The following is a 24,144-nucleotide window of genomic DNA, read 5'->3' as shown; positions in this document are numbered from 1 at the left end:
TCACATCCTGAACAGGCCGAAGGCCGTCTCGGGCAGCGGTGTTCGCGCGCACACGTCGAGCGCGAGCCCGAGCACGGTGCGGGTGTCGGCGGGGTCGATGACGCCGTCGTCCCAGAGCCGCGCGGTGGAGTAGTAGGCGCTGCCCTGGGTGTCGTACTGGTCGGCGATGGGCTTCTTGAACGCCGCCTCGTCCTCGGCAGTCCATTCCTCGCCGCGCGCGTCGAGCTGGTCGCGGCGGATCGTCGAGAGCACCGAGGCGGCCTGGGCGCCGCCCATGACAGAGATGCGGCTGCCGGGCCACATCCAGAGGAATCTCGGGCTGTAGGCGCGCCCGCACATCGAGTAGTTGCCGGCGCCGAAGGAGCCCCCGATGACCACCGTGAGCTTCGGGACGCGGGCGCTCGCGACGGCGGTGACCATCTTGGCGCCGTGCTTGGCGATGCCGCCGGCCTCGTAGTCCTTGCCGACCATGAAGCCGGAGATGTTCTGCAGGAAGACGAGCGGGATGCCGCGCTGGTCGCAGAGCTCGATGAAGTGGGCAGCCTTCAGAGCCGACTCGCTGAACAGCACCCCGTTGTTGGCGACGATGCCGACCGGGTGCCCGTGGATTCTCGCGAATCCCGTGACGAGGGTCGTGCCGTACTCGCGCTTGAACTCGTGGAGCTCGCTCGCGTCGACGAGCCTGGCGATGACCTCGTGCACGTCCCACTTGCCCTGCACGTCGAGCGGCACTGCCCCGTACAGCTCGTCGACGTCGGCCGCCGGCTCCCGCACGGGCAGGATCTCCCAGGCCGGGTCCGCGGGTCGCGGGAGCGTCTGCACGATGTCGCGCACGAGCTGCAGCGCGTGGGCGTCGTTCTCGGCGAGATGGTCGGTCACGCCGGATACCCGGGCGTGCACGTCTCCCCCGCCAAGCTCCTCCGCGGTCACGATCTCGCCAATGGCCGCCTTCACGAGCGGCGGGCCGCCGAGGAAGATCGTGCCCTGGCCGCGCACGATGACGCTCTCGTCGCTCATCGCGGGCACGTAGGCGCCGCCGGCGGTGCAGGACCCGAGAACCGCGGCGATCTGCGGGATCTTTGCCGCAGACATCCGCGCCTGATTGAAGAAGATGCGCCCGAAGTGGTCCCGGTCGGGGAACACCTCGTCCTGCATCGGGAGATAGGCGCCGCCGGAATCGACGAGGTAGATGCAGGGCAGGCGGTTCTCGGCGGCGATCTCTTGGGCGCGCAGGTGCTTCTTGACCGTCATCGGGTAGTAGGTGCCGCCCTTGACGGTCGCGTCGTTCGAGATGACGAGCACGTGCCGGCCGTGCACGAGGCCGATACCGGCAATCACGCCGGCCCCCGGGCACTCGTCGCCGTACAGGCCGTTGGCGGCGAGCGGGGCGATCTCGAGGAACGGGCTGCCCTGATCGAGCAGGGCGTCGATGCGCTCGCGGGGCAGGAGCTTGCCGCGCGCGACATGGCGCTCGCGGGAGGCGGGCGGACCGCCGAGGGCCGTTGTCGCGAGTCGCTCGCGCAGTTCGGCCGAAAGGCCGCGCTGCGCCTCGTCGTTGCTGCGGAATGCGGCATCCGCGGCGCTCAGCCTGCTCCTCAGAGTCTCCATCGACTTCTCATCTCGCGCTGGTCGGCGCCTCGTTCTCGCCTCGTGGGCAATCTCGGTTAGTGCTTCTTAACTCGAATTAGGTTAGCGTTCATTCACTGGAATTGTCCAGTGATAAGCGAGGAGGGGGAGAAACGTGGTGGACGCCGTGCCAGCACCGCTCACCGTGCGCGGGCGAGCCAAGGCCGACCGGCGCGACGCGCTGCTGTCGGCCGCCGCCCGCATGTTTGCCGCCCGCGGATTCAACGGCGTCTCGATCGAGGAGCTGGGTGCGGCGGTGGGCATCAGCGGTCCGGCCGTCTACCGGCACTTCAGCAGCAAGCAGGCCGTTCTCGCCGCGTTGCTCGTCGAGGTGAGCGAGAGCCTGTTGTCCGGCGGCGAGGCCGTGATCGCGGGGGCGGCGGATGCCCATGATGCGCTCGCCGCTCTCGTACGGTTTCATGTCGACTTCGCGCTCGGCGACCCCGACGTGATCCGGGTGCAGGACCGCGATCTCGACAGCCTCGACGACACCGACCGCCGCCAGGTTCGTGCGCTGCAGCGCCGCTACGTCGAGCTGTGGGTGAGGGTGCTGTCAGACCTGCATCCCGGCGCGGATGCTGCTGCCCTGCGCATCCGGGCCCACGCCACGTTCGGCCTGATCAACTCGACCCCGCACAGCGCGCGGATCAGCGGAGGTGCACCGCGCTCAGTCGTGCGGTCGCTGCTCGAAGAGATGGCGCTCGCGACGCTCGCGCCGTAGCCGCGCCTCAACCGCGCGAGCTCGCGCCCGCGCCCACGCCCGCGCTCACGCCTGAGCTCGCGCCGAGAGTACGCGAAGTGGTTCCTCATTGCGCCAGGGAAGAGCCGAAACCCGTACTCTCGGCTAGAGCGACAGCGTCCACCACCGACTGCTCGCGCTGGCAGGTGGCGCTGGCAGCCGCTGCCGCTGCCGTCGCCTCCGTGAGACGCTGGGGGCATGATGCGCTCTGACCCCGCAACCACCGCCGACGAGCGCACGACGCTCACGCAGTTTCTCGACTACCAGCGGGCCACGCTGCTCATGAAGGCGGCGGGTCTCGACCGGGACCAGCTGAATCAGCGCCTTCCGACCTCGAGTCTCACCCTTGCCGGCCTGCTCAAGCACCTCTCCTATGTCGAGGACAGCTGGATCCAGCAGGTCTTCCTCGGCCGCCAGCTACCCGAGCCGTGGGCCAGCGCCCCATTCGATTCCGACGAGGACTGGGAGTTCCACTCCGCAGCGCACGACGGCCCCGACACGTTGCGCGAGCTCTACGAGTCCTCCTGTGCTCGGACGCGTGCCGGGATCGAGGGCGCCGCGCTGGATGCAGTGTCGGTCGGGGCGTCGCGGAGCGGCAGCCAGTTCTCGCTGCGCTGGATCCTCGTGCACCTGATCGAGGAGACAGCGCGGCACTGCGGCCACGCCGACCTGCTCCGCGAGGCGATCGACGGCGTCGTCGGGGAGTAGCCGGAGCGCGGCACAGCATGGAGGGGCACAATCTCGCCGAGAGTGCCTCGTATCGCCGACAGTGCCCGCAGGAACAGGCACACTCGGCGATACGAGGCACACTCGGCGAGGGATGATGGGCGTGTGCGCGCCAGCGCTCCGCCCGAGCTCACACCATCGTCAGCAGCATCCCCGGATCCGAGAGGATCATGCCGATGTCGGCGAGGAACCGGGAGGCCTCGGCGCCGTCGACGAGCCGGTGATCGAACGACAGACTCAGCGTGCAGACCTGACGCAGCGCGACCTCGCCGTGGTGCTCCCACGGCGTGCGCCGCACCGCGCCGACGGCGAGGATCGCCGCCTCGCCGGGGTTGAGGATCGGAGTGCCGGCGTCGATGCCGAACACGCCGATGTTCGTGATCGACACGGTGCCGCCGGTGAGCGCGTCCTGTCCGCTGCGCCCGGCCTTCGCGGTGCCGACCAGCTCCTCGAGCGCCTCGGCGAGCGCGACGAGGTCGAGCGATTCGGCATCCTTGATGTTGGGCACCATGAGCCCCCGCGGTGTGGCCGCCGCGATGCCGAGGTTGATGTAGCCGAAGCGCACGATCTCCTGGGCCCGCTCGTCCCAGTGCGCGTTCACCGCCGGATTGCGCCCGACCGCGACGCACAGCGCCTTCGCGACGATCGTGAGCATCGTGAGCCGGCGGCCGGCGAAGGCGTGGCTCGCGCGCAGGCGCTCGAGCAGCTCGACCGACGGCGTGACGTCGATCGTGAGGAACTCGGTCGCGTGCGGCGCCGTGAACGCGCTCCGGACCATCGCCTCGGCCGTGAGCTTGCGCACCCCGTGGATCGGCGTGCGCGTCTCTCGCGCCGCGCGCTCGGCCGGCACACGCCGGGCGGGCCCTGCCGCGGCCTGCTCTGCATCCGGCCCGGCATGATTCGCGGATGCCCCGAGCACGTCCTCGCGGGTGATGAGGCCGTCCTCTCCCGTGCCCGGGAGGGTGATCAGGTCGACGCCGAGATCGTGGGCGAGTTTGCGAACCGGCGGCGTCGAGCGCCGGGGCGCGGCCGTCGCGGCGCCGGGTTCGACATCCTGCCGGGATTCCGGCGATCCGATGGCGACAGAGGCAGCCGCATCCCCGCTCGCCGGACCGGCGTGATGCGCGAGCGATGGCCGCGCCTTGCGCTGGGGACGGTCCCCGCCTTCGACCGGCGGACCGTATCCCACGAGCACAGGCTCACGCTCGACGGCCGCGGGCACGGCAGGAGCCCCAGCCCCGCCACCGGCATCCGCCACCACGCCCGCATCCGCCACCTCGAAGTCCACGATCGGCGCGCCGACACGTACCGTCGCGCCGGGGTCGACGTAGAGGCGACCGATCTCGCCCGCGAACGGCGACGGGAGCTCGACGAGCGCCTTCGCCGTCTCCACCTCGGCGATGATCTGGTTGAGCTCGACGAGGTCGCCGACGTCGACGCGCCAGGCGACGAGCTCCGATTCGGTGAGGCCCTCGCCGAGGTCGGGGAGGGCGAATGTCTTGACGGTCATCTACTCGGTCCATCCGGTCAGCGAGTTGGGGCGCCCGAGCACCCGGTCGACGGCATCGAGTATGCGGTCGAGGCCGGGCAGGAAGTGCTCCTCGAGCGACCCGGGCGGGTAGGGCACATCGAAGCCAGTGACGCGGGCCGGGGCGGCCTCGAGCCAGTTGAAACAGCGCTCGGTCACGCCCGCCGCGATCTCGGCACCCAGGCCGCCCGACAGTTGGGCCTCGTGGCTCACCACGAGCCGCCCGGTCTTGCGCACGGACGCCTCGACGGTCGGGAAGTCGATTGGGGCGAGCGAGCGCAGGTCGATGACCTCGATCGAGACGCCGTCGGATGCTGCGGCGGCGGCGGCGTCCAGCGCGGTCGCGACCAGCGGCCCGTACGTGACAAGCGTGACGTCGGTGCCATCCCGCACGACTCGCGCGCTCTCGAGCGGGATGGCGTCGGCGATCTCCTCGGTCACCTCGCCCTTGGTCCAGTAGCGGCGCTTCGGCTCGAAGAACAGCACCGGGTCGTCACACGCGATCGCCTGGCGGATGAGCACGTGCGCCTCCTGCGGGGTCGAGCACGTGACGACGCGCAGGCCGGCGGTGTGCGCGAAGTACGCCTCCGGCGACTCGGAGTGGTGCTCGACGGCGCCGATCCCTCCTCCGTAGGGAACCCGGATGGTGATCGGCATGCTCACCGCTCCCCCGGTGCGGTAGCGCATCTTCGCGAGCTGGGCGACGATCTGGTCGAAGCCGGGGTAAATGAACCCGTCGAACTGAATCTCGACCACGGGCCGGAACCCGCGGAACGCCAGTCCGATCGCGGTGCCGATGATCGCCGACTCCGCGAGGGGCATGTCCATGACACGGTCCGCGCCGAACTCCTTCTGCAGGCCGTCGGTCACGCGGAACACACCGCCGAGCGCGCCGATGTCCTCGCCCATCAGTAGCACCCGGTTGTCATCGGCGAGCGCGTGGCGCAGCCCGGAGGTGATCGCCTTGGCGAGGGTGAGCTGCGAGGTCGTAACGCTCATTCCGCGCCTCCGTCGAACATGGCGAGGTAGGCGGCGTACTGGCTGCGCTGGCGGTCGAGGCCGCGGTGCGGCGTCGCGTAGACGTTGTCGAAGATGGTGAGCGGATCCGGTGCCGTGAGCGCAAGGCATCCGGCCCGCAACTCCCTGGCCACCTCGTCGGCGCGCGCCTTGACTCGCGCGGTGAGCTCGTCGGTCAGCAGCCCCTTCGAATCGAGCAGCGCGCCGAGGCGGCTGATCGGATCTTTCGCGGCCCACTGCTCGAGTTCGTCGCGGTCGCGATACCGGGTCGGATCGTCGGAGGTCGTGTGCGGGCCCATCCGGTAGGTGACGGCCTCGATGAACGTCGGTCCGTCGCCGTTCCGGGCGCGATCGAGGGCGACCCTCGTCGCGGCCATCACGGCGAGCACGTCGTTGCCGTCGACCCGCAGGCTCGGGATGCCGAAGCCGGGCGCTCGTTCGGAGATGTGGGCCTTCGCCTGCAGGGTGACCGGCTCGGAGATCGCCCACTGGTTGTTCTGGCAGAAGAAGACCACGGGGGCCTTGAACGTCGCCGCGAACACCATCGCCTCGTTGACGTCGCCCTGGCTCGTGGCCCCATCGCCGAAGTAGGCAACGGCGACGGAGTCGACGCCGTCCTTTGCGCAGCCGAGCGCGTAGCCGGTCGCGTGCAGGGTCTGCGCGCCGATGACGACGGCGGGAACGGCCATGCCCACGTCGTAGGGGTTCCAGCCCCCGTGCGACGTTCCGCGCCATACACGCAGGAGATCGGTGATCTTGACGCCGCGGCAGTACGCGACCGCGTTCTCGCGATAGCTCGTGAAGACGAAGTCGTCGGAGCGCAGGGCCCGGGCCGAGCCGATCTGGGCGGCCTCCTGGCCGAGCAGCGGCGGCCACAGGCCGAGCTCTCCCTGGCGCTGCAGGGCGGTCGCCTCGATGTCGATGCGCCGCACGACGGAGAGGTCCTCGTAGAGGGAGGCGAGCTGTTCGTCGGTGACGTCGGCGACCCACGGGTCGAAGCCGGGGCTCGGAATCCGCTCCCCTGCGGGTGTCACGAGCTGAACGAAGTCTTCCTGGCCGAGAAACTCGGCTTGCCGGGGATCATGCCCGGCCATGGTTGAACGCATTCGTATGCCTTCCGTTGCGATCCCGGCGGGTGAGCCAGAACCACTTTCAGAGAGACGGTGGGCCCGGTAGGGCGTGGCGTCTCGGTCGCGGCGTCGTTGCCGGACCTACCCCGAGATTACGCATGCTTTCGGCGCCTCACAACTGGAAGCGCCGCAAACACCCACGGCGCGCCGCTCCACGCTGCCTCTCACTGCGGACGGCTCGTACGATGGGCGGACGCCCGCCGCGCCGCCTGACCCGTCTCCGCGACCGATGGTGATCATCTCGCTCCGAGCGGGGGTCGAGCGCGACCGGAACACACCGGGGCTGCTGGAGAGCTGGGGCGAGTCGACGGTGATTGAGGATGACACGGCCGTGCCCATCCTCGAGCAAGCCGCGTTAGACAAGCTGCACGGCTGGGCCGGCATCGCCGCCGAGTCGCTCGCGCCGGGTGATCGTGCCCCACGGGCGGTGGTAGAGCCGCTCAGGCTCGTGCGTACCGGTCGACGAATCCCGCGATGAGGCGGATGGGCTGGCTGATGGTCACCTGCCCGACGGCCGCGATCAGCTCGTCCATCGCCTCTGGTTCGAAGTACCCGTAGTGACGGTAGACCCGGATGCGCGTAATGATGCCCGCGACCGTGAGTTCGGGGTGGAACTGGGTCGCATAGACGTTGGTGCCGATACGGAAGGCCTGGACCGGACAGTTCGGGCCGGAGGCGAGCAGCACCGCGCCGGCCGGCAGCACCGCGCACGCCTCCTTGTGCCCGACGAAGGCGTCGAAGCTCTCGTCGAGGCACCCGAACAGCGGATCGGCACGTCCCTCCGGCGTGAGGCTCACGCTGGTCGGGCCGACGGCCTCCCCCCACGTGTTATCGACGACGCCGTGCTGGTGGGTGCCAAGCAGGCCGATGCCGTAGCAGGCGCCGAGGAACGGGATGTCGCGCGCGACCACGATGTCGAGGAGCGCGCCAAGCTCTCGCTCGACCCTGACCTGGGTCTCGCTCTTGGCCTCGACCGGGTCGCTCGCGTTGAAGGGGCTGCCGCCCACGATGAATCCGGAGTAGTCGTCGGGATCGATCGCGGGCAGCGACTCGGACTCGAGTCGAAATCGCACGAGCTCGTTCGGACTCAGCCCGCCCGCCTCGCGGAACGCCTCGTACTCGCCGTCGGCGGCCTCGTCCTCGGCGCGCGTGGCGAGGAGCACGAATGGCTTCATCCCCTCATGCTTTCATCATTCAGGAGTTTTGGGCGCCGGTGACTGCTGCCCCGACCACAACTGCCGGAAATCCGGGGTTCGCCGGCCGACCAGCAGACTGCCTGGTCTCACTTCTCCTGAATAATGAAAGCTAGATCGCGCGCACCCGGGCGGCGTGCTCGCCGTGCTCGAGCTCGGCAAGACCGAGCCGTTCGAGCACAGGCGGCAGGTAGACGCCGAACTGGCCACGCTGGCCGAGGCGCAGACCGAACCAGCCCCCGACAGGATTGCCGTCGCTGCGGCCGAACGCCTCGACGCTGCCCTCCGTGGCCTCGGTGTGCTCGTCGGCGCCGCCGAGCGGCACCCAGTCGCCCTGCTCGACCAGCCACTCGTGGAGGTCGTAGATCGACCTCGCGTGGTACGAGAGGGTGGCTCCGTCGAGCTCGCAGATGAGCTCGTCGCCCTCGATGAATGCACGGTAGGTGGTGTCGCCGGCCGGGGTGGTGAGTATCCACGGGTCGGGCCTGGTTCCCATTGTCATGGCCCGTACGGTATCAGCGCTGTGCTGCGCACACCACCGGCCAAAGGGCACGAAAAAGCCCGCCGTCACTCTCGTTCCGGCGGGCTTCTTGTTACGTCAGGGTGTTCAGACCTCGGCGTCGACGGGAGCGTCGGATGCCGGTGCATCCGCAGCGTCGTCCATCACCGGGGCGAGCGACAGCTTTCCGCGGTCGTCGGTCTTGGTGATCTCGACCTGGATCTTCTGGCCGACGGAGAGCACGTCCTCGACGTTCTCCACGCGCTTGCCACCGGCGAGCTTGCGCACCTCGGAGATGTGCAGGAGCCCATCCTTACCCGGGGTGAGCGACACGAAGGCGCCGAACGTGGCGATCTTGACGACGGTTCCGAGGAACCGCTCGCCGACCTCGGGGTTGAGCGGGTTCGCGATCGCGTTGACCGCGGCACGCGCAGCCTCGGCCGAGGGACCATCGACGGCACCGATGTACACGGTTCCGTCGTCCTCGATCGAGATGTCGGCTCCAGTGTCGTCCTGGATCTGGTTGATCGTCTTGCCCTTCGGCCCGATGAGCTCGCCGATCTTGTCGACGGGGATCTGCACCGAGATCACGCGGGGCGCGGTCGGGGCCATCTCGTCGGGCGAGTCGATCGCCGCGTTGATCACGTTGAGGATCGCGGTGCGAGCCTCCTTCGCCTGCTTGAGCGCACCATCGAGAACGGCGGTGGGGATGCCGTCGAGCTTGGTGTCGAGCTGGATGGCCGTGATGAACTCGGCGGTGCCGGCGACCTTGAAGTCCATGTCGCCGAGGGCGTCTTCCGCGCCGAGGATGTCGGTGAGGGCCGCGTAGCGGGTCTCGCCGTTGACCTCGTCGGAGACGAGGCCCATGGCGATGCCGGCGACCGGGGCGCGCAGCGGCACTCCGGCGTTGAGCAGCGACAGGGTCGAGGCGCAGACGGAGCCCATCGACGTCGAACCGTTGGAGCCGAGAGCCTCGGATACCTGGCGGATCGCGTAGGGGAACTCCGCGCGGTCTGGCAGCACCGGCACGAGGGCGCGCTCGGCGAGGAAGCCGTGCCCGATCTCGCGACGCTTCGGCGACCCGACGCGGCCGGTTTCACCGGTCGAGTAGGGCGGGAAGTTGTAGTGGTGCAGGTAGCGCTTCTTCGTGACGGGCGCGAGCGAGTCGATCTGCTGCTCCATCTTGAGCATGTTCAGCGTGGTGACGCCCAGGATCTGGGTCTCTCCGCGCTGGAAGATCGCGGAGCCGTGCACGCGCGGGATGACCTGAACTTCGGCATCCAGCGGGCGGATGTCGGCGAGCCCACGGCCGTCCATGCGGACACCCTCGGTGAGGATGCGTCCGCGGACGACGGTCTTGGTGACCGACTTGTAGGCGGCGCTGACCATCGCGGAGACGTCGGCGTCGAGCTGGCCGGCGTCAACCTTCTCCTGGATGGCGACCTTGACGCGGTCCTTGAGCGCGTCGTCGGCGTCCTGGCGCTCGGTCTTCGCGGCGATCTGGTAAATACCGACGAGCTGGTCGTACGCGAGCTCGGCCACCGCGTCGTACGCGGCCTGCGAGTACGGCAGGAAGACGGGGTAATCGGCGATCTCCTTGGCCGACTGTGCGGCCATCTCGGCCTGGGCCTTGATCAGCTGCAGCAGGAACGGCTTGGAGGCCTCGAGGCCCTGCGCGACGACGGCCTCGTCGGGCTTGGTCGCTCCGGCCTGGATGAGGCCCCACGCGTGCTCGGTAGCCTCGGCTTCGACCATCATGATCGCGACGTCGTCGTTGCCGTTGTTGTCGGTGATGAGGCGACCCGCGACGGTGAGGTCGAATACGGCGTTCTCAAGCTGCTCGAACTTCGGGAAAGCGACCCACTGGTCGTCGATGAGCGCCATGCGGATTCCACCGATCGGGCCGCTGAAGGGCAGTCCGGAGATCTGGGTGGATGCCGATGCGGCGTTGATCGCGAGGGCGTCGTAGAACTCGCCGGGCGCGATGCTCAGCACCGTGATGACGATCTGCACCTCGTTGCGCAGCCCGGTGACGAACGACGGGCGCAGCGGCCGGTCGATCAGGCGGCAGACGAGGATGGCTTCGGTCGACGGGCGACCTTCGCGACGGAAGAACGAGCCGGGGATCTTGCCGGCGGCGTAGGACCGCTCTTCCACGTCGACCGTCAGCGGGAAGAAGTCGAGGTTGTCCTTCGGGCGCTTGCTCGCGCTGGTCGCGCTGAGCAGCATGGTCTCTTCATCGAGGTAGGCAGCGACTGCTCCCTGGGCCTGCTGGGCGAGACGGCCGGTTTCGAACCGGACGACGCGCTTTCCGAACTTACCGTTGTCGAGAACGGCTTCGGCGAACTTGATTTCTGGACCCTCCATATGGGGGTTTCTCCTCTTTGTTTAGGCCCGCCACCCCGTGTGGGCGACGGCTCATCAAGGAGCAGGAGCGGGTTCGATGGCACGCGAACGTGCCCGTGCGAGGTCCCAAGAGTGGGGCGCATGTCTGGCCAACAGTAGAAAAACACTGACTCGAGTTCAGTAATTCACCACCGGTGACCAGTGTCTTGCCAGCCTGCTCCGCGCGCAACTCTAGCACCAAGGACCCGAGGGTGGCCCGTGAATCGCGGTGCGGGCGGGCGGAGCAGGGGCGCGCGGTGCTGCGCAAAAACCAACATTGGAGACCCCAGCCGGAGAATGACTCCTGCTGCAAGCGCTTGCACTTTTCGGTGTGCCCGCTTAGTTGCGCGAACCAGCGAGCTCGGTCTGCCGCGCCTCCCGACGCAGGCGCCTCGCCTCGCCCGTGGTGACGACGAGGGTGAACAGCACCCCGATGAGGGTTCCGGCGGAGTTCGCGATGATGTCGCTCACGTCGCTCACCCGGTCGGGGAGGAAGATCTGCACGAACTCGATCGAGAAGGTCATCGCGACGCCCGCGAATACCGCAACGAACCACATCCGTCGCCCGAAGAGGAGGAGGAAGAACATGCCGATGGGGATGAACATGCCGACGTTGGTGAGAAACTCGAGCCGCTGGTAGGTGATCCAGTCGGTGGCGTCATGGCGTTCGAAGAATCGCAGGGCTCGCCAAATCAACGCATTGTCGTTGTCGTCGAACGGTTGCGGGCCGAGCGTGATCCAGGCGACGAAGCCCAGGTAGGCGAACGTCGTCAGGCTCAGGTAGGGGTGACGGCGGAACATCGGCCCATCCTGCCATCGCGCGCCTGTGGATTCACAGGGCTATCGCGTCTGCCCGATATCGAGCTGCACGCGCAGGCCACCGCGCGTGCTGATGATCTGGGCGGGGATGCGCGGCGGCTTGCCTGCGATCGTGAGCCGTCCGAGGGCATCGTCGACCGGCGCTTCGAGTCCACGAGGCACGAGGCCGACGATCCCGCTGACCCGGCCGCCGGCGAAGATGCGCACCGGCATCGGGGCGTCGGTGCGCTCCTCCTCCGGCCCCCGCCGCGAGATCATCGCCCAGAGCTCGGACGCACCGAGGTCGATCGTGCGCTGGAGTTCGTCCTGGTTCTCACGCGACTCAGCAAGCCGGATCACCGTGCTCGCCCTCTTGGGACGGAGGTTGTAGTCGTAGTCGTCGAGCGTGCCACGTCCGGCGTCGTCCGTTCCCCGCGACGGCAGGATCGACCCCACCATTCTCGCGAATACCGACTCAGTGCGCTCTCCCATGGCTCGATTCTCACACACCACGATATGATGGTTTTATAAAGTCATGAATAGGAGAGACGCCCGACGATGAATGACGATTTCACGGATGCCCACCGCCCGCTCTACGAGGTCAAGGCAAACCTCTTCAAGGGGCTCGCGCATCCGGTGCGCATCCGAGCGCTCGAAAAGCTCGCGGAGGCCGGCGACGTCTCGGTCACCGACCTGCTCGCGGACACCGGCCTCGAAGCATCCCACCTGTCGCAGCACCTCTCGGTGCTCCGCCGCCATCATCTCGTCGTGGCCGACCGCCGCGGCAGCCAGGTCTTCTATCGACTCGCCTACCCGCAGGTCGCCGAGCTGCTCGCCGTCGCCCGGGTGCTGCTCGTCGAGGTGTTGCACACGACGCAACGGCAACTCGAGCAGACCGAGACCTTGCCGGGCGTCGTCGCTGCGCCCGACCGGTCCGGTCGATGAAACCCCTGAGGTACGCCTCGTCGCTGCTGCCCTCCATCCGTGACTACTCCCAGGTGCCACGCACCTGGAAGGGCGACTTCGTCGCCGGGGTGACCGTGGGCATCATCGCTCTCCCGCTCGCGCTCGCGTTCGGGGTCAGCTCCGGCGCGGGCGCGGCCGCCGGGCTTGTGACCGCGATCGTTGCGGGCATCGTCGCCGGCGTGTTCGGCGGGTCGAATGTGCAGGTCTCCGGGCCGACCGGCGCGATGGTGGTTGTGCTCGGGCCGATCGTGGCGCGTGAGGGCGTCGCCGCCGTCGCCATCGTCGCGGTGATGGCCGGTGTCATCGTCATCGTGGCCGGGGCGTTGAGGCTCGGCCGCACCGTCACCTACATTCCGTGGCCCGTGATCGAGGGCTTCACTCTCGGCATCGCGGTGATCATCTTCCTGCAGCAGATCCCCTCCGCGTTCGGGGTCGAGACAGGCGAGAGCGACAACGCCGCCGTCGCGGCGGCCCAGGGCCTCTCGACACTCGCGCCGGCGGCGGCCGTGTGGCCGATCGCGATGGTGCTCGTCGTCGCCGCGATCATGATCCTGGCCCCGCGCATCCACCCCCAGCTGCCGGGATCGATCGTCGCGATCATCCTCGTCACGGTCGTCGCCGAACTCGCCGAGCTTCCCGTCGCGCGGATCGGTGCCCTGCCCTCGTCGCTGCCACTGCCGTCGATGCCCGATCTGTCGTGGGAGACGGTGGCCGTGCTCATCGGCCCGGCCCTCACCGTCGCGGCACTCGCGGCAATCGAGTCGCTGCTGTCGGCGCGGGTCGCGGCGACCCTCGCCGACACCGGCCCGTACGACCCCGACAGGGAACTCGTCGGCCAGGGCCTCGCGTCGGTCGCCTCAGGGTTCTTCGGCGGGATGCCCGCTGTCGGCGCGATCGCGCGCACGGCGGTCAACGTGCGGTCGGGCGGCCGAACCCGGGTCGCCGCGATCGTGCACTCGATCGTGCTCATCGGCGTCGTCTACCTCGCCACCGGCCCCGTGTCGGCCATCCCGCTGGCCGCCCTCGCGGGAGTGCTCATGCTGACGGCCATCCGCATGGTGTCCGTCGCGACCGTGCGCAGCATCGTCGGCTCGACGAGGTCCGACACGATCGTGTTCATCGTCACCGCGATCATCACGGTCTCGGTCGACCTCATTGTCGCCGTCGAGATCGGCATCGTCGTCGCCGCGTTCTTCGCGCTGCGCACCCTCGCCCGTTCGAGCGGGGTGCACCGGGAGGAGCTGCCGGGCGTCATCGTCGCCGGCGACGAGCAGATCGCCCTTTTCCGGCTCGACGGCGCGCTGTTCTTCGGCGCGGCGGAGCGGGTGCTCGACCGCATCAGCCTCATCACGAACGTGCATGTCGTCATCATCCGGATGTCCCAACTGCAGGTTCTCGACGCGACGGGCGCCCGTGTGGTGACCGAGATCGTGCAGAACCTCGAGCGGCGCGGGATCACCGTGCTCATCAAGGGCGTGCAGGAACGCCACCTCAACCTGCTGACCCACGTCGGTGTGCTGGGCTCGCTGAGGCACCAGAACCACCTCTTCGATGATCTCGATTCCGCGGTCGAGCACGCGCGCAGCCATGTTCAGCGCGCCGTCGGCACGGACCCGAACCCGGCCTGAGCCACCCCGTGGACCTCACCGTGCGGGTCAAGCCCGGCAGCAGCAAGGGGCCGCTCGTCGAGCCCACCAGCACGGCGGAGGTCACCGTGTACCTCAACGAGCGGGCGGTCGATGGGGCGGCCAATGACGCCCTCGTCAAGGTGCTCGCGAAGCACCTCGGGGTGTCGAAGAGCCGGGTCGAGATCGTGCGCGGGCACACGTCGCGCGTCAAGCAGGTGCGGGTCGGCGACTGAGCGGGCGCGGCATCGGAAGGCTCCCGGTTCAGAGTTCGTAGTGCCGGTCGGGGTCTGCCCACCACGTGCGCCGTGTCTCGAGAAAGGAGATGGCCTCGATCTCGGCGTCGGTGAGCTCGAATCCGAGAATGTCGAGGTTGGCCGCTTGCCGTGCCGGGTTGGCGGACTTCGGGATGGCGACCGCGCCAAGCTGCAGATGCCAGCGCAGTACGACCTGGGTCGTGGTGACCGCGTGCGCCGCCGCGATGCCGACGATGATCGGCTCCGAGGCGAGGCGCCGGCGCTTCCTGCCGAGCGGGCTCCAGCTCTCGGTGACGATGCCGTGTTCCGCGTGGAACGCCCGTTGGGCGGACTGCGGGAAGTATGGGTGCAGCTCGACCTGGTTCACCGCGGGGGTGACCCCGGTCTCGACGATGAGCTGCCCGATGTGGGCCGGCGTGAAGTTGCTCACCCCGATCGAGCGGATGGCGCCCTGGTCCCGGAGCCAGATCATCGCCCGCCAGGAGTCGACGAACTTGCCGAGGCGGGGCAGGGGCCAGTGGATGAGGTAGAGGTCGACGTAGTCGAGCCCGAGGTTCGCGAGGGACTCGTCGAATCCCTCGAGAGTCTCGTAGAAGCCGTGGTTGCGGCCGCGCAGTTTGGTCGTCACCGAGATCTCGCCGCGATCGATACCCGATTCGCGCACCGCCTCCCCGACCTCCTTCTCGTTCCCGTAGCGCAGTGCCGTGTCGAGCAGTCGGTAGCCTGCTTCGAGGCCGGAGACGACGGATGCCACCCCGCTCGGCCCGCGCATGCCGAAGGTGCCGAGGCCGATCGGGGGCAGGCTCTGCCCGTCGTTGAGCGGGACGGCGGGGATGCTGGAGGCGGCCATCTCTAGAACTCCTCGCGGGTCTCCGGGTCGGCGTCCCACAGCCGTCCCGACTCGAGAGTCGAGAGCTCGCTTCGCAGCGTCGCGTCGACGTGGCGGTGGCGAGGTGGCAGCAGCGTCGTCAGAGCGACGTCGTCCCGCGGCGGGATCGGTGAGGTCATGAGTCAAGACTGCCGCACGCGCGCGTCCATCCCGTGCATGAGGGCGGCTCGACTGAAAAGATCGACCCCCTGCGCGGCGCGAGGCCCTATCGGATGCGCGGAATCCGCTCAACCCTTTGCGGCGCGTGGCGTCGACGGGTTCGATAGAAGCTCCGATGCCCATTCAAAGGAGTCACCATGTCGTCAGTCGCCCGCGTCACCACGATCACCTCGCGCTCGGACCAGAGCTTCGAAGCCGCTATCCGTGACGGCGTGAAGCGGGCGAGCGAGACCCTGCGCCATATCGAGGGCGCGTGGGTGAAGGACCAGACTGCGATCATCAGCGACGGCGAGGTCACGAGCTGGCAGGTCGTGCTCGAGGTCACGTTCGTTCTCGAGTAGCGCCCGGTGCCGTGCGCGGCGCCAATCCGGGAATGCGAAACGGGCCGCCTCCCGAGGGAGACGGCCCGTCGTCAAGTCGAAGCGTTCTAGCGACGAAGTCCGATGCGTCCGATGAGTGCACGGTAGCGATCGATGTCGATGCGCTGCAGGTAGCCCAGCAGACGACGGCGCTGGCCGACCAGGAGCAGCAGGCCACGACGCGAGTGGTGGTCGTGCTTGTGCTCCTTGAGGTGCTCCGTCAGATCGAGGATCCGGCGGCTCAGCATGGCGATCTGGACCTCGGGGGATCCGGTGTCACCTGGGTGGGTAGCGTACTCGTCGATGATCGCCTTCTTGATGTCGGCTTCAAGAGCCATAGATGGGATCCCCTTCCTTACTAGTTGCGCGGTGCCCGGCTCCGATGAGTGGGCTCTCTTTATCCGCGGCCGTTAGACGGCAACCTTGGGAGTTTAGCAGAGTCGGGGCCGACCCTGTCGTCCGGTTCGAACGGCGCCCCGGAGACGTTAGGGAGCGAATGACCTACAGTGGACGCACGACCCTCTCGGCATCCTTCACCCACCTCTCCCCGCGTGACAGGCTCGCTCTCGCACAGGTGCCGTCGGCGAGCGTGCACGACCTCGACACCGCGGTCGCCGCGGCGCGGCGAGCGTTCGACGACGGCCAGTGGCCGCGGTACGCGCCGCGGGTACGCAAGGAGCTCATGCTGCGCTGGGCCGACCTCATCGAGGAGCACCGCGACGAGCTCGCCCTCATGGTGAGCCTCGAGATGGGCAAGCCGATCGACGACGCCTGGGGCATCGAGCTGCGCGCCGTTCTCGCGACCGACCGCTGGTACGCCGAGCTCGCCGACAAGCAGCTCGACGAGACCGCCCCCGTTGGACCCGACAACCTCGCCCTCATCACCCGGGAGCCCGTCGGCGTCGTCGGGTCGTCACCCCGTGGAACTTCCCGCTCACACTGTCGGCCTGGAAGATCGCGCCAGCGCTCGCTGTCGGCTGCACCGTCGTGCACAAACCGTCCGACCTCAGCTCGCTCTCGGCACTGCGGATCGCCGAGCTGGCACTCGAGGCGGGCATCCCCCGCGGCGTGCTCAATGTCGTTCCCGGGTCAGGCTCCGTGCTCGGCAAGCACCTCGGCATGCACCAGCAGGTCGGCGCGCTCGCGTTCACCGGCTCGACCGCGGTCGGGCGCGCCTACCTCGAGTACTCGGCCACCTCGAACCTCAAGCGCACCTGGCTCGAGCTCGGCGGCAAGTCGCCGAACATCATCCTGCCGGATGCCCCCGACCTCGAGACGGCCATCTCAACCGCCGCATGGGGCATCTTCTTCAACTCCGGCCAGATGTGCACCGCGCCGTCGCGGCTCATCGTGCACCGCGATGTCGCCGAGGAGCTCATCGCGGATCCGTCTTCGAATCGGCCTCGCTGCCGGGGGCGGGCAGTTACTTCGAGCCGACGGTTCTCGCGGGGGTCTCCCCCGATTCCCGACTCGCGCAGGAGGAGGTCTTCGGCCCGGTGCTCGCCGTCGTCACCGTCGACAGCGACGACGAGGCAATCCGGGTCGCCAACAACTCCGACTACGGCCTCGCGGCCGGCCTCTGGACGTCCGACCTCTCGAAGGCGCACCGGCTCTCCCGGCGGCCGCGGGCTGGCACGGTCTGGGTCAACTGCTACGAGGAGGGCGACCTGACCGTGCCCTTCGGCGGCTACAAGCTGTCGGGCAACGGCCGCGACAAGTCGGTGCACGCGCTCGAGAAGTACACCGAGCTGAAGACGACGTTCATCCACCTGTAGAACTGCCACCGCGAACGGATGCCCGGCCCCCGAGATCTCGAGGGACGGGCATCCGTTGTTCAGCTCAGTTCTGGCTCAACTCAGCACGTCGCGCACGAGCGCCTCGTTCTCGGTCTTCTGGAACCGGGAGAGCAGGAACCCGACGAGCACGAGCACGAATGGGAGCAGCACGAGCAGCCAGCCGAGCGCGTTCAGCCCCCACGGGGTCACTGTCGGATCGACGCCCTCGGCAACCGTGCCGGCGAGCAGACCGAAGCGGGACATGAGGAGGTACTCGCCGAGGGCGAGCCCGACGACGGCGATCACCGGGGCGATGACCGTCTGGAAGGCGTTCTCCTCGCCCTTGTTCTTGGCGAAGAACACGATCACCGCGATACAGACGAGGATCTCGATGAGCACGATGGCGACGACCGCGAGTCCACTGAACCAGAAGAACAGGTTGGTGACCGGGTCGAGGGCGAAGAGCGCGAAGACGACGATGACCGCGCCGGTTATGACCGAGGTCGCGATGGATGCCGCGGCGGGGGCACCGCGTCCGTTGACGCGGCTGAACTGCTTCGGCAGCACGCCGCCACGACCGAGCGCGAAGATGTAGCGGCCGGAGGCATTCTGGAAGGCGAGCAGCCCGGCGAACAGGCTCGAGATCACGAGGATGCTCATGACGGTCGCCATCCACGGGCCGACGTAGTCCGCGGCAAGGGTGAAGAGCACCGCGGCAGGGTCGGCAAGCGGTGCGCCGTCGATCGACGAGTACTCGACGGTCCTGTCGACGACAGTGGACGCCCCCATCCCGGTGACCATTGCGAAGGCGGTCACCGCGAACAGCACGGTGATCACGCCGACCGCGAGGTAGGTCGCCCGGGGCACGATCGTCTTGGGGTCCTTCGACTCCTCGCCGTAGATGGCCGTGGCCTCGAATCCGATGAACGAGGCGAAGGCGAACGCGAAGGCGATGCCCGCCGAGCCGGCAAGCCCACCGGCGAGGATTGCGGACGGGTTGAAGGATGCCGCGAAGTCGAGGCCCTCAGGTCCCCCGTCGATGAGGATCGCGACCGCGGTCACGAGCAGTGCCGCGACCTCGAGGAGCATCAGGATGCCGAGCAGCTTGGCGCCGACATCCACGCTGAGCAGCGAGAGGGCGGTGACGATGGCCCACGCGAGCAGCGCCCACCCCCACCACGGCAGTACCCCGACCTGGCCGGCGACGACGGCGCCGAAGAAACCGTAGATGGCGAGCTGGATGGCGACGTAGGCGAGCACCGAGGTGAGCGCCGACCCGACGCCGAGGTGGGTGCCGAGGCCGCGCCCGATGTAGGCGAAGAAGGCGCCGGCGTTGGTGACGCGTTGGCTCATCGCGGCGTAACCGACGCTGAAGAACAGCAGTGTGATGCCGACGACGAGATAGGCGCCGGGGGCCGCGGCTCCCGTGCCGAGCACGATCGCGACCGGCACCGCGCCCGTCATGCCGACGAGCGGCGCCGCGGCCGCGACAACGAAGAAGACGATCCCGATGACACCGAGGCGCCCCGTGCGGAGCAGCGTTCGCGATTCGGCTTCGTTCTGGGTTACCGCCATGGCATAACTCCTCATTGAGTCGGGTAAGAGATCGTGCGTATCCGAACGACCTGGGTACAGGATGGCGAATGGCGAGGCGCAGGTCAAGAGCCTCGGGCCCGATTTGCACTTTTCGTTTGTTCACGAACAAACGGCGGTTCGGGGCTAGAATCTGGCGCTATGACTGCTCTCCACGGATTCCTGCCGCCGCTGACGCCGAAAGGCTCGAGTGCGCTCGTGCCGAACCCGCCCTGGTACTACTCGGGCACGCTGCTCACCATCGAGTACCTGACCGACCCGGCCAACGTGCGCGCGATCCTGCCGGACGACATTGACCTCGCCCCGGATCGGCCCGGCGCGGTCGCTCTCATCTGGGCCGACTGGCAGTCCTGCAGCGAGGGCGGCCTCGAACTGCTCGACCCGATCCGCTCCCAGTACCTCGAGGCCTTTGCCGTCGTGCGCTGCTCCTACCAGGGCGTCACCTACAGCCGCTGCGTCGCGATCTGGGTCACGAAGGACTTCGCGATCGGTCGCGGCTGGTTCCAGGGCTACCCGAAGAAGTTCGGCTCGATCCACGTCACGCGACTGTTCAACCGGGGCAAGGCGACCCCACGGCTCGAGAACGGAGCGCAGCTCGGCGCATCCCTCTCCGCCTACGACCACCGCCTCGCAAGCGCCGTCGTCACGCTACGCGAACCGTCGGAGGACAACGGCTTCGTCAACGGCCACAAAATGCTGCACAACCGCTTCATGCCGTCGATCGCCACCGGTGGCGGCATGTCCCTCGACCAGCTCGTGTCGATGGGAGGCATCGATCTTGACCTCGGGCCGGCCTGGCGCGGCGACGCGGAGCTCAGCCTCGCCGACTCGCAATGGGACGAGCTCGGGTCGCTGCTACCGGTCGACGAGGTGCTCGGAGGCTACTACCGCGAGGTCGGCACGACGTTCGCGGGTGGCGAGCTCGTCGCCGACCGCTCCCAGCCGGTGTAGCCCGATCGCGCGGGGCCCGGCAGGATCGGCGAAGCACGGCCGCGGGCTTCCGCGCGCACGCTGTTGACTCGCGCGGATGCGATTACTGCCGCGCGGGTGAACAACAGCCGCGGGAGGCGCTCGGGGGCGGCCGCCGCGTCAGTAGGCCTCGAGGTACTCGTCGAGCTCCCACTGGGTCACCTCGCGGGTGTCGGGGTCGTCGACCTCGTCCTCGTAGCGCGCCACCTCGTCGCGCTTGAGCAGCACAAACACGTCGACGAGCGGCGCGCCGAGTGCATCCCTCATGAACGAATCCCTCTCGAGCGCGTCGAGCGCGTGAGTGAGCGTCGTCGGCAGGATCTCCGCCGACTCGTTCTCGTACGACCAGCCCTCCGCGCTCGGCGGGGCCGGCAGTGAGCGCTCGATGCCGTCGAGGGCCGCCGCCAGCACCGACGCGATGATCAGGTAGGGGTTGGCCGCCCCGTCGCCGACCCGGATCTCGAGCCTGGTTCCCGACCCGCGCTCGGGCGGCACGCGCAGCATCGAGCTGCGGTTGTCGTGGCCCCAGTTGGCCCGATACGGCGCGAGGGTGTCGGGGCCGAGCCGCTTGTAGGCGTTCACGGTCGGATTGGTGAACGCCACGAGCGACGCGGCGTGGCCGAGGATTCCGGCGATCATGTTGTCGGCGGTGCCGGACAGCTCGCCCTCCGGCGTCACCATGAGGTTTGTGCCGGATTCGTCGGTCACCGAGAAGTGCAGGTGAAAACCGCTGCCGCCCTCGTCGGTCCACGGCTTGCCGAGGAAGGTCGCGAGCTGACCGGTGCGGGCGACGATGTCCTTGATCGCGGTTTTGAACAGGAAGGTGCGGTCGGCCGCCCTCAGCGCCTCACCGTGCCAGAGGTTGATCTCGTACTGGGACGGGCTGAACTCGTGGTTGCCGGCGAAGACGCCGATGTCCATCTGGTCCAGCATCCGCATCAGGTGCAGGAAGGTGCCCTTCGGGTCGACGCAGGCGCCCGTCGTGTACACGCGCCCGGTCGTCTCGATCACGCGACGCCAGCCGTTCTCGCCGCGCTCGGCAATGTAGAACTCCAGTTCCGGGCCGACGACCGGAACGAGGCCGAGCTTCGTGTACCGCGCGATCACCCCCTTGAGCACGGACCGGGGAGAGAGCACGCTCGCGGAGCCGTCCGGATCGAACGCATCCGCGAGGGCCAGAGCAACGCCCGGCTCCCACGGCATCAGCGTGACGGTGGACGGATCGACCCTCATGATGAGGTCGGGCAGCCCCGACGACATGATGTCGTTGCCGTCGAGCACTCCCCCGCGAGTGGTCGTGACCCAGACCCCCTGGCAGAAGGTCGCGCCCTTCGCCGCCGAGCTTTCGAGCTGGCTCACGAGAAGGTCTTTCGCCCTCGTCGTTCCCAGGATGTCGGCGTAAATGAGGCGAAGCACATCGATTCCTCGTGACTCAAGTTCCAAGCGGAGAGCAGCTACATCGGTACTCATTGATCCTCCGGAGATAAATCGTTCGGCCATGAACGATTAGTGCGATACTAGGCCAGATCCGCCGAACCGCAAGCTTGGGAGCCCACGTGAAAGCCCTCTTCGTGCAGCACGACCACGTGACCTCATCCGGGCCGATCGCCGACCGGCTGCGCCATCACGGCTTCGAGGTCGACGAGATCCTCGTCGTGGATGCCGGAAACTTCCGTACTCCCAACGTGCGCTTCGAATTCCCCGACCTGGCCGGGTACGACCTCGTCGTCCCCCTCGGCGCGCCGTGGGGCGCCTGGGACGACGAGTCCATCGGGCGATGGCTCACGCCGGAGGTCGAATGGCTCCGCCAGGCTGTGCTCGCGGATGTCCCCGTGCTCGGCGTCTGCTTCGGTGGGCAGCTTCTCTCCCGCGCACTCGGCGGCACGGTCACCCCCGCCCCGAAGGCCGAGATCGGCTGGACTCCGGTCCACAGCGATGACCAGTCGCTCATCGGCCCCGGGCCGTGGTTCCAGTTCCACTACGACCGCTGGACTCTGCCCGCCGGCGCCACTGAGCTCGCGCGCAACGCCGCGGCGTCGCAGGCTTTCAGCTTCGGCCGCAGCCTCGCGGTGCAGTTCCACCCCGAGCTCGACGCCGACACCCTGAAGGGCTGGCTGACCGAGGGCGGCGCCACCAAGGTCATCGCCGACGGCCAGGACCCCGTGGCGCTGCTCGCCCACACCCGGGCAGAGGAGGGCGCCGCGCGCGAGCGCACCTACGCTCTCGTCGACGCCTTCCTCGAGCGGATCGCGATGCTGCGGCCGGCTTCGTCACCGAGGTAGCACTGGGGCTTTCATTATTCAGGAGTGGAAGGGCGCAGTTTTTGCCGAGACCAGCATCCGGCACCCTCGCGAGGCCCAGCAGGGCCGTTCGCGCACCCGGAGGGGACCGAAACGGGCAATTCGCGGCAGGTCGGGCGAGAAAACCGTGGTGGCGGCACCGCCCCACCCCTGTCACTCCTGAATAATGAAAGCGAAACGTGCCACGTGACTCAGCGCAGCGTCTCGAGCACCTCGATCACGGCGCGCGGGTCGGTGGCGGGGTTCACGAACGCGAGGCGGAGCACGGTGCGGCCGTTCCATTTTGTCGGCACGCACAGCATCCGTCCGGTCACGGCCGCCTCATGCGACCACTCGCTGTACTGCGCGTCGGTGTAGCCGGGCCGCTCGAAGATGACGACCGACAGCTCCACCTCGCGCAGCAGTGCGAGGTGGTCGGATGCCCGGATCGCCTCGGCGACCTCGTTGGCCGTCGTGATCGAGCTCTCGATCGCGTCGCGGTAGCGGTCGGTGCCGTGGGTGGCGAGGCTGAACCAGAACGGCAGGCCGCGCGCGCGGCGGGAGAGGTGCAGGGCCAGCTCGCTCGGGTTCCACGATTCCCGGTCGACGTGGTCGAGGTAGCTCGCGTGCTGCGAGTGGGTGGCCCGGGCCAACTGCGGGTCGCGGTAGACCAGTGCGCAGCAGTCGTACGGGGCGAAGAGCCACTTGTGCGGGTCGACGATGAAGCTGTCGGCGCGCTCGATGCCGTCGAAGCGGTGCCGCACGCTCGGCGCGGCGAGTCCGGCGCCGCCATAGGCGCCGTCGACGTGCAGCCAGACGCCGAACTCCTCGCAGACATCCGCGATGGCGGCGAGGTCGTCGACGATGCCCTCGTTGGTCGTGCCGGCGGAGGCGACGACCGCGAAGACGTCAGGCGACCGCTCGAGGGCGGCGCGCAGGGCGGGTCCGGTGAGGTGACCGCGCTCGTCGACGGGGACGTCGAGAATGTCGACGTCGAGCGCCCGCGCGGCGGTCTGGATCGACGAGTGCGCATTGGCGGAGCAGGCGAGCTTCCAGCCGCCGGGCGGGCGGGCGCCCCGGCGGGAGAGCGCGGTCTCGCGTGCGGTCAGCAGAGCGGAGAGGTTGCCAGAGGTGCCGCCGGAGACGAAGCATCCGCCCGCCCCCTCCGGCCAGCCGAGCAGCCCCACCAGCCAGGCGATGGCCTCATTCTCGGCGTAGATCGCGCCGGCGCCAGCCTCCCAGAGCCCGCCGAAGATGTTCGCCGAGCTCGTCACGAAGTCGAAGGCGATCGCGGCGCGCGTCGGCGCAGCCGCAATGTAGGCGAGGTTGAGCGGATCGTCCTGCGATCGGGTCGCCGGCTCGAGCACGCGGTCGAAGACGTCGAGGGCCGCCGCTCCCCCGATACCGGATGCCGTGATCGTCGGCCCCGCATCCGCCGCGAGCTCCGAGGCGGAGCGCGCTGTCGAGAGGGGGTCGGTGTGCCGCACGACACGCTTCGCGGACCAGTCGAGGGCGAGGTCGACGACGTCGGACTCGTCCCCCCAGATCGGATGCGGGAAGGTCGCGTGCGGGTCGGCGGGTGCGGCCCCGGGGCCGCCGGCCGCAGCCGGTTCTGTCGTCGTCATGCCGTTC

The 24,144-nt window shown here is 68.6% G+C and carries 24 protein-coding genes and 1 pseudogene; 10 read left to right on the top strand and 15 right to left on the bottom strand.

Going from position 1 to position 24,144, the window contains the following annotated elements; translation table 11 throughout:
- Complete coding sequence (locus tag ABIB15_RS05345; RefSeq protein WP_354475872.1) at positions 1-1,608, bottom strand: carboxyl transferase domain-containing protein; 1,608 nt, start codon at positions 1,606-1,608, stop codon at positions 1-3.
- Between the two features lie 133 nt (positions 1,609-1,741).
- On the opposite strand from ABIB15_RS05345, the gene ABIB15_RS05340 reads away from it, so the two are divergent.
- Together ABIB15_RS05340 and ABIB15_RS05335 are read left to right on the top strand one after the other, a co-directional pair.
- Positions 1,742-2,347, top strand: a complete 606-nt coding sequence (locus tag ABIB15_RS05340) for an SACE_7040 family transcriptional regulator (RefSeq protein ID WP_354475870.1) — start codon at positions 1,742-1,744, stop codon at positions 2,345-2,347.
- Positions 2,348-2,563: 216 nt separating this feature from the next.
- The gene (locus tag ABIB15_RS05335) at positions 2,564-3,073 is read left to right on the top strand and encodes a DinB family protein (protein WP_354475868.1); all 510 of its coding nucleotides are present in this window, start codon (positions 2,564-2,566) and stop codon (positions 3,071-3,073) included.
- 148 nt (positions 3,074-3,221) lie between these two features.
- On the opposite strand, the gene ABIB15_RS05330 is transcribed toward ABIB15_RS05335, so the two are convergent.
- The 8 genes from ABIB15_RS05330 to ABIB15_RS05295 form a co-directional block, all read right to left on the bottom strand.
- Complete coding sequence (locus tag ABIB15_RS05330) at positions 3,222-4,601, bottom strand: dihydrolipoamide acetyltransferase family protein (RefSeq protein WP_354475866.1); 1,380 nt, start codon at positions 4,599-4,601, stop codon at positions 3,222-3,224.
- Entirely contained in the window at positions 4,602-5,618 is a 1,017-nt protein-coding gene (locus ABIB15_RS05325; RefSeq protein ID WP_354475864.1) for an alpha-ketoacid dehydrogenase subunit beta, read from the bottom strand.
- Entirely contained in the window at positions 5,615-6,742 is a 1,128-nt protein-coding gene (gene pdhA, locus ABIB15_RS05320) for a pyruvate dehydrogenase (acetyl-transferring) E1 component subunit alpha (protein WP_502908910.1), read from the bottom strand. The genes ABIB15_RS05325 and pdhA overlap by 4 nt, the downstream gene beginning before the upstream one ends.
- A 464-nt stretch (positions 6,743-7,206) precedes the next feature.
- Positions 7,207-7,941, bottom strand: a complete 735-nt coding sequence (locus ABIB15_RS05315) for a glutamine amidotransferase (protein ID WP_354475863.1) — start codon at positions 7,939-7,941, stop codon at positions 7,207-7,209.
- Positions 7,942-8,071: 130 nt separating this feature from the next.
- Positions 8,072-8,461 carry a DUF6855 family protein gene (locus tag ABIB15_RS05310; protein ID WP_354475862.1) on the bottom strand — a complete coding sequence of 130 codons (390 nt, stop codon included), beginning with the start codon at positions 8,459-8,461 and terminating at the stop codon, positions 8,072-8,074.
- A gap of 105 nt (positions 8,462-8,566) precedes the next feature.
- Entirely contained in the window at positions 8,567-10,825 is a 2,259-nt protein-coding gene (locus ABIB15_RS05305; RefSeq protein ID WP_354475861.1) for a polyribonucleotide nucleotidyltransferase, read from the bottom strand.
- A 357-nt stretch (positions 10,826-11,182) separates the two neighbouring features.
- The gene (locus ABIB15_RS05300; RefSeq protein WP_354475859.1) at positions 11,183-11,644 is read right to left on the bottom strand and encodes a VanZ family protein; all 462 of its coding nucleotides are present in this window, start codon (positions 11,642-11,644) and stop codon (positions 11,183-11,185) included.
- 39 nt (positions 11,645-11,683) lie between these two features.
- Positions 11,684-12,133, bottom strand: coding sequence for a hypothetical protein (locus tag ABIB15_RS05295; RefSeq protein WP_354475858.1), 450 nt, complete (start codon positions 12,131-12,133; stop codon positions 11,684-11,686).
- 66 nt (positions 12,134-12,199) lie between these two features.
- On the opposite strand from ABIB15_RS05295, the gene ABIB15_RS05290 reads away from it, so the two are divergent.
- Genes ABIB15_RS05290 through ABIB15_RS05280 form a run of 3 tightly spaced genes read left to right on the top strand, consistent with a single transcriptional unit; the run spans position 12,200 to position 14,468 of the window.
- Entirely contained in the window at positions 12,200-12,586 is a 387-nt protein-coding gene (locus tag ABIB15_RS05290) for an ArsR/SmtB family transcription factor (protein WP_354475856.1), read from the top strand.
- Positions 12,583-14,235, top strand: a complete 1,653-nt coding sequence (locus ABIB15_RS05285; RefSeq protein WP_354475855.1) for a SulP family inorganic anion transporter — start codon at positions 12,583-12,585, stop codon at positions 14,233-14,235. The genes ABIB15_RS05290 and ABIB15_RS05285 overlap by 4 nt, the downstream gene beginning before the upstream one ends.
- A gap of 8 nt (positions 14,236-14,243) precedes the next feature.
- Entirely contained in the window at positions 14,244-14,468 is a 225-nt protein-coding gene (locus ABIB15_RS05280; protein ID WP_354475854.1) for a DUF167 domain-containing protein, read from the top strand.
- 28 nt (positions 14,469-14,496) lie between these two features.
- Here ABIB15_RS05280 and ABIB15_RS05275 read toward each other — a convergent pair whose 3' ends face one another.
- Positions 14,497-15,339, bottom strand: a complete 843-nt coding sequence (locus tag ABIB15_RS05275) for an aldo/keto reductase (protein WP_354475853.1) — start codon at positions 15,337-15,339, stop codon at positions 14,497-14,499.
- Positions 15,340-15,341: 2 nt separating this feature from the next.
- Positions 15,342-15,497, bottom strand: a complete 156-nt coding sequence (locus tag ABIB15_RS05270) for a hypothetical protein (RefSeq protein WP_354475852.1) — start codon at positions 15,495-15,497, stop codon at positions 15,342-15,344.
- 177 nt (positions 15,498-15,674) lie between these two features.
- Between ABIB15_RS05270 and ABIB15_RS05265 the strand changes: the two genes are divergently transcribed.
- A complete protein-coding gene (locus tag ABIB15_RS05265; RefSeq protein WP_354475851.1) occupies positions 15,675-15,878 on the top strand; it encodes a dodecin family protein in 204 nt (67 codons plus the stop codon).
- A gap of 86 nt (positions 15,879-15,964) precedes the next feature.
- On the opposite strand, the gene rpsO is transcribed toward ABIB15_RS05265, so the two are convergent.
- Positions 15,965-16,234 (bottom strand): 30S ribosomal protein S15, encoded by a 270-nt coding sequence (gene rpsO, locus ABIB15_RS05260; protein WP_161886862.1) that lies wholly within the window; start codon positions 16,232-16,234, stop codon positions 15,965-15,967.
- Between the two features lie 2 nt (positions 16,235-16,236).
- Between rpsO and ABIB15_RS05255 the strand changes: the two are divergent.
- A pseudogene (locus ABIB15_RS05255) lies at positions 16,237-17,219 on the top strand (aldehyde dehydrogenase family protein); the annotation flags it as partial.
- Positions 17,192-17,671 carry an aldehyde dehydrogenase family protein gene (locus ABIB15_RS05250; RefSeq protein WP_354475995.1) on the top strand — a complete coding sequence of 160 codons (480 nt, stop codon included), beginning with the start codon at positions 17,192-17,194 and terminating at the stop codon, positions 17,669-17,671. The pseudogene ABIB15_RS05255 and the gene ABIB15_RS05250, both read left to right, overlap by 28 nt.
- Positions 17,672-17,746: 75 nt before the next feature.
- Here the strand turns inward: ABIB15_RS05250 and ABIB15_RS05245 are convergent, their stop codons facing one another.
- Positions 17,747-19,246 carry an APC family permease gene (locus tag ABIB15_RS05245; RefSeq protein ID WP_354475850.1) on the bottom strand — a complete coding sequence of 500 codons (1,500 nt, stop codon included), beginning with the start codon at positions 19,244-19,246 and terminating at the stop codon, positions 17,747-17,749.
- A gap of 159 nt (positions 19,247-19,405) precedes the next feature.
- Between ABIB15_RS05245 and ABIB15_RS05240 the strand changes: the two genes are divergently transcribed.
- Complete coding sequence (locus ABIB15_RS05240) at positions 19,406-20,215, top strand: acetoacetate decarboxylase family protein (RefSeq protein WP_354475848.1); 810 nt, start codon at positions 19,406-19,408, stop codon at positions 20,213-20,215.
- A 138-nt stretch (positions 20,216-20,353) separates the two neighbouring features.
- Here ABIB15_RS05240 and ABIB15_RS05235 read toward each other — a convergent pair whose 3' ends face one another.
- Entirely contained in the window at positions 20,354-21,649 is a 1,296-nt protein-coding gene (locus ABIB15_RS05235; protein WP_354475847.1) for a glutamine synthetase family protein, read from the bottom strand.
- Positions 21,650-21,789: 140 nt separating this feature from the next.
- Between ABIB15_RS05235 and ABIB15_RS05230 the strand changes: the two genes are divergently transcribed.
- The gene (locus ABIB15_RS05230; RefSeq protein WP_354475845.1) at positions 21,790-22,515 is read left to right on the top strand and encodes a type 1 glutamine amidotransferase; all 726 of its coding nucleotides are present in this window, start codon (positions 21,790-21,792) and stop codon (positions 22,513-22,515) included.
- Between the two features lie 209 nt (positions 22,516-22,724).
- On the opposite strand, the gene ABIB15_RS05225 is transcribed toward ABIB15_RS05230, so the two are convergent.
- On the bottom strand, positions 22,725-24,137 hold the full coding sequence (locus ABIB15_RS05225; protein WP_354475843.1) for a pyridoxal phosphate-dependent decarboxylase family protein: 1,413 nt from the start codon (positions 24,135-24,137) through the stop codon (positions 22,725-22,727).
- Positions 24,138-24,144 lie beyond the last annotated feature (7 nt).

The organism is Marisediminicola sp. UYEF4, assembly GCF_040546025.1.
Taxonomy (GTDB): Bacteria; Actinomycetota; Actinomycetes; order Actinomycetales; family Microbacteriaceae; genus Marisediminicola.
Note: the sequence above shows the minus strand (reverse complement) of the source record. Positions and strands in the feature narration are given on the sequence as shown.

Excerpts from the sequence above, each read along its gene's own strand:
- ABIB15_RS05345 (WP_354475872.1), bottom strand. The coding sequence starts at position 1,608 with ATGGAGACTCTGAGGAGCAGGCTGAGCGCCGCGGATGCCGCATTCCGC.
- ABIB15_RS05335 (WP_354475868.1), top strand. The coding sequence starts at position 2,564 with ATGATGCGCTCTGACCCCGCAACCACCGCCGACGAGCGCACGACGCTC.
- ABIB15_RS05330 (WP_354475866.1), bottom strand. The coding sequence starts at position 4,601 with ATGACCGTCAAGACATTCGCCCTCCCCGACCTCGGCGAGGGCCTCACC.
- ABIB15_RS05325 (WP_354475864.1), bottom strand. The coding sequence starts at position 5,618 with ATGAGCGTTACGACCTCGCAGCTCACCCTCGCCAAGGCGATCACCTCC.
- pdhA (WP_502908910.1), bottom strand. The coding sequence starts at position 6,742 with ATGCGTTCAACCATGGCCGGGCATGATCCCCGGCAAGCCGAGTTTCTC.
- ABIB15_RS05315 (WP_354475863.1), bottom strand. The coding sequence starts at position 7,941 with ATGAAGCCATTCGTGCTCCTCGCCACGCGCGCCGAGGACGAGGCCGCC.
- ABIB15_RS05310 (WP_354475862.1), bottom strand. The coding sequence starts at position 8,461 with ATGACAATGGGAACCAGGCCCGACCCGTGGATACTCACCACCCCGGCC.
- ABIB15_RS05305 (WP_354475861.1), bottom strand. The coding sequence starts at position 10,825 with ATGGAGGGTCCAGAAATCAAGTTCGCCGAAGCCGTTCTCGACAACGGT.
- ABIB15_RS05300 (WP_354475859.1), bottom strand. The coding sequence starts at position 11,644 with ATGTTCCGCCGTCACCCCTACCTGAGCCTGACGACGTTCGCCTACCTG.
- ABIB15_RS05295 (WP_354475858.1), bottom strand. The coding sequence starts at position 12,133 with ATGGGAGAGCGCACTGAGTCGGTATTCGCGAGAATGGTGGGGTCGATC.
- ABIB15_RS05290 (WP_354475856.1), top strand. The coding sequence starts at position 12,200 with ATGAATGACGATTTCACGGATGCCCACCGCCCGCTCTACGAGGTCAAG.
- ABIB15_RS05285 (WP_354475855.1), top strand. The coding sequence starts at position 12,583 with ATGAAACCCCTGAGGTACGCCTCGTCGCTGCTGCCCTCCATCCGTGAC.
- ABIB15_RS05275 (WP_354475853.1), bottom strand. The coding sequence starts at position 15,339 with ATGGCCGCCTCCAGCATCCCCGCCGTCCCGCTCAACGACGGGCAGAGC.
- ABIB15_RS05270 (WP_354475852.1), bottom strand. The coding sequence starts at position 15,497 with ATGACCTCACCGATCCCGCCGCGGGACGACGTCGCTCTGACGACGCTG.
- ABIB15_RS05265 (WP_354475851.1), top strand. The coding sequence starts at position 15,675 with ATGTCGTCAGTCGCCCGCGTCACCACGATCACCTCGCGCTCGGACCAG.
- rpsO (WP_161886862.1), bottom strand. The coding sequence starts at position 16,234 with ATGGCTCTTGAAGCCGACATCAAGAAGGCGATCATCGACGAGTACGCT.
- ABIB15_RS05250 (WP_354475995.1), top strand. The coding sequence starts at position 17,192 with ATGGGGCATCTTCTTCAACTCCGGCCAGATGTGCACCGCGCCGTCGCG.
- ABIB15_RS05245 (WP_354475850.1), bottom strand. The coding sequence starts at position 19,246 with ATGGCGGTAACCCAGAACGAAGCCGAATCGCGAACGCTGCTCCGCACG.
- ABIB15_RS05240 (WP_354475848.1), top strand. The coding sequence starts at position 19,406 with ATGACTGCTCTCCACGGATTCCTGCCGCCGCTGACGCCGAAAGGCTCG.
- ABIB15_RS05225 (WP_354475843.1), bottom strand. The coding sequence starts at position 24,137 with ATGACGACGACAGAACCGGCTGCGGCCGGCGGCCCCGGGGCCGCACCC.